This is a genomic window from Marinobacter sp. EVN1, from assembly GCF_000475375.1.
In the GTDB taxonomy this organism is placed as follows: domain Bacteria; phylum Pseudomonadota; class Gammaproteobacteria; order Pseudomonadales; family Oleiphilaceae; genus Marinobacter; species Marinobacter nauticus.
The window spans coordinates 1-306 of record NZ_AXCB01000061.1 but is presented as its reverse complement, the minus strand read 5'-3'; the positions used below and the strand labels follow the sequence as shown (position 1 = coordinate 306).

At 49.0% G+C, this 306-nt stretch carries 1 protein-coding gene; it reads left to right on the top strand.

The features are described 5' to 3' along the window. Positions 1-114 precede the first annotated feature (114 nt). Positions 115-306: hypothetical protein (locus Q674_RS41530; protein WP_036199792.1), on the top strand; the 192-nt coding region annotated here is incomplete at its 3' end.

The window sequence follows — 306 nt, the reverse complement described above, 5'->3', positions numbered from 1 at the left end:
GGTTTGATGAAGCATGGTTGGTGGATGAACCGCCAAAAACTTAACCAGGTGGTCAACGGGACGCCAACTGCGCTCCGCTCCGCTAGCGCCCATTACCACTCGCGTTAAGGTTCTATGAAACTCATCCTCGGAGCTTTTCTCATAGCCGTTTTAATCGGTGCATTTTCTGGTCCAGAGGTCCAAGAAACTGGCTCAGTGGTGGATTTGAGCTACGCCTCTCAACATATCGGCATTTTGATCCTTCTAACTGCCGCAGCAATGTTTTTGGTTATCGTGTTTCAGGTGCTTAGGGAAGGTCTGAATAAC